General features: G+C 42.0%; 7 protein-coding genes and 1 pseudogene. 5 read left to right on the top strand and 3 right to left on the bottom strand.

Translation table 11 applies throughout. The features are described from left to right. Positions 1 to 168 (bottom strand): annotated as a pseudogene (locus tag BG32_RS17080) (transposase); the annotation flags it as partial. A gap of 232 nt (positions 169 to 400) precedes the next feature. On the opposite strand from BG32_RS17080, the gene BG32_RS04830 reads away from it, so the two are divergent. Continuing rightward, complete coding sequence (locus tag BG32_RS04830; protein ID WP_014731732.1) at positions 401 to 1,123, top strand: hypothetical protein; 723 nt, start codon at positions 401 to 403, stop codon at positions 1,121 to 1,123. Positions 1,124 to 1,344: 221 nt separating this feature from the next. Here BG32_RS04830 and BG32_RS04835 read toward each other — a convergent pair whose 3' ends face one another. After that, positions 1,345 to 2,337 (bottom strand): LacI family DNA-binding transcriptional regulator, encoded by a 993-nt coding sequence (locus BG32_RS04835; RefSeq protein WP_014731733.1) that lies wholly within the window; start codon positions 2,335 to 2,337, stop codon positions 1,345 to 1,347. Between the two features lie 251 nt (positions 2,338 to 2,588). Between BG32_RS04835 and BG32_RS04840 the strand changes: the two genes are divergently transcribed. Genes BG32_RS04840 through BG32_RS04855 form a run of 4 tightly spaced genes read left to right on the top strand, consistent with a single transcriptional unit; the run spans position 2,589 to position 7,562 of the window. Then, complete coding sequence (locus BG32_RS04840) at positions 2,589 to 3,836, top strand: ABC transporter substrate-binding protein (protein WP_014731734.1); 1,248 nt, start codon at positions 2,589 to 2,591, stop codon at positions 3,834 to 3,836. 60 nt (positions 3,837 to 3,896) lie between these two features. Further along, positions 3,897 to 4,772, top strand: a complete 876-nt coding sequence (locus BG32_RS04845; protein WP_014731735.1) for a carbohydrate ABC transporter permease — start codon at positions 3,897 to 3,899, stop codon at positions 4,770 to 4,772. Next, positions 4,765 to 5,586, top strand: a complete 822-nt coding sequence (locus tag BG32_RS04850; protein ID WP_006490014.1) for a carbohydrate ABC transporter permease — start codon at positions 4,765 to 4,767, stop codon at positions 5,584 to 5,586. The genes BG32_RS04845 and BG32_RS04850 overlap by 8 nt, the downstream gene beginning before the upstream one ends. A gap of 32 nt (positions 5,587 to 5,618) precedes the next feature. Next, on the top strand, positions 5,619 to 7,562 hold the full coding sequence (locus BG32_RS04855; protein ID WP_014731736.1) for a beta-L-arabinofuranosidase domain-containing protein: 1,944 nt from the start codon (positions 5,619 to 5,621) through the stop codon (positions 7,560 to 7,562). 214 nt (positions 7,563 to 7,776) lie between these two features. Here the strand turns inward: BG32_RS04855 and BG32_RS04860 are convergent, their stop codons facing one another. Next, entirely contained in the window at positions 7,777 to 8,289 is a 513-nt protein-coding gene (locus BG32_RS04860; protein WP_259459525.1) for a prephenate dehydratase domain-containing protein, read from the bottom strand. Positions 8,290 to 8,352 lie beyond the last annotated feature (63 nt).

Raw genomic sequence — 8,352 nt, forward strand, 5'->3', positions numbered from 1 at the left:
AACAGTAAAGTATTTGTCGTAGTCCTTCATGCGGTATTCTTCACGTGTGTTGTTTACCAGATCATTGTATAGTCTGCTCAGATAATCGTTCATCTCTGCCTGATCTTTGGCGGCCTTCTCGCCATTGTAGAAAAGATGAAGATATGCCCGTCTATTCGAGCTGAAAAGGAGATCACCAGATTCTTCAATCCGTGCTAAAACAACTCAAAATGATCAATTAGAAATAACCTTGACAAAAAGCCCCAAAAAAGGATTCAACCTCGTCCCCCATATTGAATATTGTTTTCAATTGCTTTGAGGAGCCTTATCACGAATGAGGAATAAGAACGTTAAACCATTTCACATTCCTTCCACTTACAGGTTCTTATAATAGTCTTAGTCTCAAATGGAGGTGACAGAAATGAAGAAGATAGCAGTTCTCTCGATCCTAATGCTGATTTTAGGAGTAGTGGCCACAGCTTCTCCCGGTTTTAGAAATGATATGGATGGGGAGATTTTGGAACTACGTCTGCAAATCCAGATTGCAAATGCAATAAATGCAGCCAACCTCTCTCCTGAACAGCTGGGTCAAGTGTACGATCTCGCAAAATCCACCCGCGACGAACTCGAAGCTCTAAAGGAAAGAGTCACAAATACTCTTGAAGAAACTCTGGAAAAAGCAATCTCAGGCGAAGAAGCGACTTTTCCAGAAATTGATTCAACCAGGACAAGAATGCAGTCGATAGTCGAGAATTATCTGAGCGGTCTGAAATCAGTTATCACGGTCGAACAGGCCGAGAATCTTGCTGAATACTTCAGAGAAAGGCCATTAGCCAATCGTTCTGAAGTGCATGAGAAAAATGCACCCATTATAGGGAGAATCGAAGAAAGACTTCCGGAGATTGAGGAACAGATGAGACAGCAGTTCAGAAATCTCCCTCCCGAAGCTCAGGAACGCCTCAAGAATCTCGATGTTGACGAAAGAACGAGAGTCATGAAAGAGAAGATGACCGACAGGCTCAATGCCAGCAGACCAGGTATAGTTGAGAGACCCGTGCAAAACAAATTCACTACTCAAAGACTCGCAATGGTACTTCTGTCTGACGAAGCGCTAGAAGTAATGGAGAAGATGCTCGGCCAGTAATAACTTTAACGAAGAAAGCTTTTCCGGCCGGGGACTGCGAATGTCTCCGGCTGTTCATTTTGATAACCCTGGTGTTGAAGATAGCATTACTTTTAATCTTGACTACTTAGGGATTCCGATTTCTCGGAAAGAATTAATGCATCTGTATTTAGAAAAATCGCGTATTCAAGAGAATCTTCATTTCTTCATAGAACCAGCAAGACAAACGGCATATGAAGCAACTAAGTTTCTCTTATTACCAAAGATACGTTCAGTACCTCTCTTTTCACTGACTTTCTTACTCCTCTGATCCTTTGATCCAACAACTTCACAGCCTCGAATCCTTCCATATCTTTGTCTATTCTGATGGATGTTAGTTTTGGAGAGAAAATAGAGGAAAAGATAATGTCATCGTATCCAATTACAGATATCTTTCTAAGCAACGACTCATCTATGCTCCTTAGAGCATTGATAGCTGCAAAGGCTCTAGTGTCATTGAAACAGAAGATACCATCGAAAGGAATTGACTCTGAAAAGATAGATCTCACTATCTTGAAAGTATTATCGTAATCCGTAACACGATCATTTATTACTTCATAGTACACTTTCTTATCCTCGGCAATCTTTACAAAACCCTTTTCCCTCTCACTGGAAGCAGAACCGGAATCTCTGGAATTGATCATCAGAAGACGAGTTGCTCCACGAGATACCAAATACTCTCCAGCAAGCTCACCGCCATGGTAGTCGTCTGTAAAAACTTCATCTACATCAAGTTCTTTGTAATCTCTACCGATTACTACAACCGGGAATTGACGCTTGACTAGATCTTTAGCATAAGAGATCTCGGGATTGCTTGGGACAATTATTATCCCTCCAACTCGATGCTCAAGAAGCATGTTTACTGCACTCCTAGCCTCTGCAGATCTCAATTTAGTGTTGATCAAAATCATTCTATAGTTGTACTTCGATATACCTTTCTCAATTCCCTGTAGTATCTCAGAAAAGAACGGATCGTACTCAGCCTCGAAGATAACTCCAATTGTCGTGCTTACATTATTTCGCATAAGCGTAGCTGTAGCGTTTCTTACATAGCCTAACTCCTCAATCTTCTTAAGCACTCTCCTTCTAGTCTCTTGCGAAACATCTGGATGCTTGTTGATTACCCTCGAAACTGTGGAAGTTGAAAGATTAAGGTCTTCAGCAATCATTTTAATGGTAGCGTAGTTCTTCTTCAAAGCATCACCTCATTACTGGACCAAGTAATATTATTCTATCAGAGTTTTTCGGTGTGGAAAGATCGCGCTAAAGCAAGAAACAGTGTAGTTATCGAGATAGACGGCGTCTCACTCGATGAGATTAGTTATGGCTGGTTTTGATTGAAACGAAAACTATGATAGAATCAGGGTGGTAACGCACCCGGGAACGTTCTCAAGTGATGGAATTTCGGACAGGACTACAACTGATAATCCAAGAAGGAGGTTTCATTATGTCAAGAAGACTGTTGGTATTGATCCTGGTGGTGACTCTTGCTTTTTCTGGCATCCTAATGGCAAAAACGACACTCGTCATGTGGGACCAGCTCGCAGCAACGGAAGACATAGTCAAGATGTTCAACGAAAAAATGAAGGCAGAAGGAAAGGATATCGAAGTGAAGCTTGAGCTGATACCTTACGACCAAATGGTTCCGAAGTTCATGGCGGCCCTCTCCGCTGGAATTGCTCCTGACCTCTACGGAATGGATCTTGTTCAGTTTCCTTTCTTTATTTCAATCGGCGCGTTCACTGATATTACGGAATGGGCCAAAGAACTACCTTTCTTTGATGAATTAACGAAAGGAATGCTAGAAATTGGCATGAAGGATGATAGGATATACGGATTGCCTTACCAGATTGACCTATCAACAATGCTTTGGAATAAGGGCCTTTTTGAAGAGGCAGGTTTGGATCCTGAACAGCCACCTCAAACGTGGTACGAACTTGTCGAAATGGGGCAGAAACTAACCGTTGACAAAGATGGAGACGGAATCATTGATCAGTGGGGATTCAACCTTGCAGGTGGCGGAGCTGGCGCTTATATGTTCTGGTTCATGCCCTTTGTCTGGGGTAACGGCGGAAGAATGTTTGATGATGAAGGAAACGTAGCGCTAGATTCTTATGAGACAGTTCAAGCTCTACAGTTCTGGGCGGATCTTGTTCATAAGCACAAGATTGCTCCTGTTTCATCTGTCCAGTATGGTTCTGGCGACAGGTACAATGCGTTCGTTTCAGGGAAACTCGCTATGTTCCTCGGCGGCAACTTCAACATAACGTCTCTGCTACAAGATGCACCTGATATGGAATTTGGAGTAGCTATGATCCCTAAGAACAGAGGGGAATTCGCTTCTTTCGGTGGTGGAAGCCTTCTCGGAATAACCTCACAAAGCAAAAATGTTGAAGCGGCGAAAGAATTCATGGAATTTGCGTTCTCTGAAGAAGCCCAGGTCGGTGCCTTCGCTCCAAGTCTACAGCTAGTGGCGAGACCTAGCCTTTATGATAACGAATACTACAAGGACATCCCCCAGATGATGCGTTTCGCAGATATACTTGGCATAGCGCAAACTCCATACACTGTTAAGTACAATGAAATCTATGATCCAGTTGGTTATTACTTTGAGAGCGTCTTTCTAGGTCAGATGGATGCAGAAACAGCAGTAAGAGAATGCACAAAGGAAATAGAGAAGATACTTGCAGAATAAATATTTCTTCCCTCATCGGATGGCATTTTACCATCCCGATTTTTTTAGGAGGAACCGCCAATGAAACAGAAGACAAGGAAGGGATTATTTGGGTTCATATTCCTTCTTCCAGTTATTGTGATGATTAGCATATTTTTCATCTATCCCTTGATTAAGGTAGTGTTGATGTCATTCCAAGAATGGAAGATAATGGGGGGATCGAGTTTTGTAGGTTTGTCAAACTACAAGAAGGCACTCGTAGATGATGAGTTCTGGAAAACCCTTTGGAACACCGTAATCTACGCAATAATAGTTACCCCAATGATTTTTGTTCCTGCAGTTTTGCTGGCCAACGCTTTGAAAAAGACTTCACGTTCCACAAAAATTTTCAGAACGATTTTTTTCATACCATATGCGATTTCCTTTGTTGCTGCTAGTTATATTTGGCAATGGATTTACAACGATTCCTATGGAATACTGAATTACATTTTAATATCTCTTAACTTGATAGGCCAACCAATAAACTGGCTTGGGCAGACATGGTTGTCAAGAGTTATGGTTTCCATAATGGTTGCATGGAAGACTCTTGGATTCACTATGATAATTGTCATTGCAGGGTTGCAGGGTATTTCCCCCCAGATTTATGAAGCAGCCTCGATCGATGGGGCGGAGAAATCACAAGTCTTTAGGTACATAACGCTTCCTCTTCTTCGTCCTACACTGGTACTGGCTTTGATTCTTTCACTGGCTGGTTCCTTCAAAGCCTTCGATCACTTCTACATAATGACTAAGGGAGGCCCACTAAAAACTACAGAGACTATTGTAATGTACATAAACAAAATCGGATTCGAATTTTACGACATTGGATTTGGCTCGGCGGTGTCGGTAATATTCTTGGGAATCCTGCTTCTCATTAGTTATTTGCAGTTGAAGGCGGGAGGATTCCAGAATGAGTAAGAAACTCTTCATTACGTTAATCATAATCTCGATAATTTTCGTAATACCGATCTACTGGGCTGCGATAACTTCCTTTAAACCCTCGAGTGAAGTTTTGTCATATCCGCCCAGTTTAGTACCGAAACAACCAACCTTAGCCCAGTTTACGAAGCTCTTCACGGCCGGGGATTCCATATTCACAAGATATGTATTAAATACTTTCATCCTTTGTGGATTAAGTATAGGGATGGTTCTGATACTTAGTATAATGGGAGGTTATTCCTTAAGCAAGCTCGCTTTCAAAGGTAGCAATATCATCTTTGTGATAATCCTGTCTATAATGATGGTCCCATATCAGTCTCTTCTGATTCCCTTGTATGATCTGATGAATGCGATGGGACTTCTAGATTCGTTGTTTGGTGTTTCGCTTATTTACACAACTTATTCCATGCCTTTCTGCATTTTTATGATGAAGAATTACTTCTCTTCATTGCCAAATACTCTTAGGGAAAGCGCCCTTATAGACGGGGCTTCAGAAATGCGAATACTCTTCAAGGTACATCTACCGCTTGCGCTCCCTGCAATTGCAACTGTAATAGTCTATGTATTCTTGATGACCTGGAACGATTTTATACTCGCTCTAAACTTCACCAGCTCAAATGACGTTAGAAACATACAGGTTGGAATTACCTTATTCGCTACAACTAGATTTACGCGCGATTGGGGACTTATAAACGCTGGCGCAACATTCAGCATCATACCCAGTATTCTTGTGTTCCTTCTCCTGCAGAAATACTATGTAGAAGGCATGACAGCAGGAACTAACAAAGAATAGAAAAGCTTTATGAATACAAAGGAAGTGAAACAATGATAGATGTGGAGCTTATGGAACTGCCTCTTGGTGAGATTCGACCTGCCGGGTGGCTGGAAAGACAACTCAAGATTCAGGCAAAAGGTTTGACAGGAAGACTGGAAGAGGTTTGGAAAGATGTGGGACCGGATAGCGGCTGGCTCGGGGGAAGCGGTGAAAACTGGGAAAGAGGACCATATTACTGTGATGGTCTCATTCCTCTGGCCTATCTACTAGAGGATGAAAAACTGAAGGGAAAGGCAGCAAAATGGATATCCTGGACTTTGGAAAGCCAGAACGAGGAGGGGTTCTTCGGGCCCAGGGATAATGATGATTGGTGGCCAAGAATGGTCATGCTCAAGGTTTTGAAGAACTACTTTGAATACACTAAGGATCAGCGTGTAGTTCATTTCATGACCAGGTATTTCATGTATCAACTGCAAAATATAGATTCCAGAGAGTTCGCAATTTGGGAAAACACAAGAAGTGTGGAGAATATTTACGTGATACTCTGGCTCTATAGCATCACTGGAGAAGGGTTCCTGATAGATCTAGCCAAAAGGTTTTTTGAAAAGTCAATGAACTGGTCCAATTATTTCGAAAACTTCAAGTACACAAAACCGACCGGAGAGTATCTGGACTGGGAGAAATTTATGAAAGCTACGGGCGGAAAGGGACTCGAAGGGCTTTACGAATACGAGGAAAGAACGAACAGCACTACATATTCTAAGTTGTTTCAGGAAACTCATGTAGTAAATGTAGTTATGGGTGTTAAGTATCCGGCTTTAAGGTACCTACTCTACGGAGAGAAGAATCAGCTAAAAATAGTCAAAGAAGGAATAAAAAAGCTCATTGATTACCACGGAACATCAAATGGAATGGTAACAGGTGACGAACACTTAAATGGAAACGATCCATCGCGAGGAACTGAGTTATGTGCGGTGGTTGAGTATATGTTCTCACTCGAGATACTCTTTAGAGTTTTCAACGATACAGAGTTCGCGGATATTCTCGAGAAAATTGCATACAACGCATTGCCTGCAACAATTGATAAGGAGCTACTCACACACCAATACGATCAACAAGTGAATCAGATTATGTGCAGTCACGCCAAACGCAATTGGTATAACAATCTAGATGACTCAAATCTCTTCGGACTTGAACCGAACTTTGGTTGCTGTACAGCGAACATGCATCAAGGGTGGCCAAAATTCGTTAAGAATCTATGTTACAAGAGTGATGACGGCGGACTGGTTTTCGGCGTTTATGGTCCTTGCAAGATAGAAACATCCGTAGCGGGGCAGACTATTTTGATAAGAGAAGTAACTGATTATCCTTTTGACGACAAAATCGAAATTCTTATTGATAATAATGCTGATTTTGAAATACCACTTCACTTCAGGATTCCAGGATGGGCCACAAAAAGTGAAGTTACTCTCAATGGTTCAGCGTTTGATCCGGAAAACAATGAGGGTTACCTAACCATAAAACGTTTATGGAACAGAGGTGATAGGGTCGAGTTGGTTTTCCGGTCTAGGGTTAGAACCTCTAAATGGTTCAAAAACTCACTTAGTGTCGAGAAAGGTCCTCTTCTTTTCGCTTTGAGACTAGATGAAAAGTGGAACACTACGAACAAAGACGGGGAGTTTCCTGAATATGAGGTTTATACAACCAGTCCATGGAATTACGCCTTGAAAGTGGATCTTAAGAACCCAGAAAAGAGCTTTTCATTTATCAAGCGAACACAACAATTGTCTGAACAACCCTTTGATCAGAATCTAGTTCCAGTCTTGATTGAAGCCGATGCAGCCAAGGTAGAGGAATGGTCGTGGGAAAGGAATTCGGCCGGGACTCTCCCAGAAAGCCCTGTAAGACCAGAGGGGCCGTTAGAGAAAGTATGTTTGATTCCTTACGGTGCGGCACGGTTGAGAATAGCTCAGTTTCCCTATTTTGAAGAATGAATAACTATATTTTAGAAGAGATTAAGTTGGGCCTCTTTTCAAGGCAATCTGTAGAGAGGAGGCCTCTGTTTTTTGAGAGTTCTGAAAAGGCGTCAACTGAAACACTGCTAATAGATAGCTCTTATAATTATCGATTACCACATACTTATGATAATTTTCACCGCATAATCAGTTTACCTGCACTTTCCGTTACCACTTCCCGTGTCAACGTTATCTATGTTAACTGATTTGAGTTTAGCTCAACATCATTTGCAGATCGATAGGAACCCAGGAGCTTGAAGTAGCTGCAGCGACTGCTTATTGCGTTGATAGCTTTTCCAACTCTCTTTTCCGATCCACTTCCTTCGAAATCAACGAAGAAGAGATAGTGCCACATTTCCTTCGTAAATGGCCTTGATTCTATCTTTGTCAAGTTCAAATTGCGATCCGACAGTTCTCCAAGAACTTTGAACAAAGCTCCCGGCTTGTGTTCAGTGGTAAATATCATTGAAGTCTTGCACATGCCAGTGCACTTTCTGGCTTCTCTTCCCATCACGAAGAATCTCGTCGTGTTCGTATCAAGGTCCTCGAAACCCCTTCTAAGGATTTCCAGCCCATATGTTTTGGCCGCCAATTCGCTGGCTATTGCAGCCGTAAATGGCATCTTTAAAGCGGCCAAGTCCCTTGCCGCGCCAGCAGTGTCATAATACTCTTTCGCCTCAAAACCCTCCTCTTCAATATGCCTCATGCACTATGACAAAGCCTGATGATGGGAGATCACATATCTTATGTCCTCAATTTTTACCCCTTC

The sequence above is a fragment of the Mesotoga sp. HF07.pep.5.2.highcov genome (assembly GCF_003666285.1).
Lineage (GTDB): Bacteria > Thermotogota > Thermotogae > Petrotogales > Kosmotogaceae > Mesotoga > Mesotoga prima.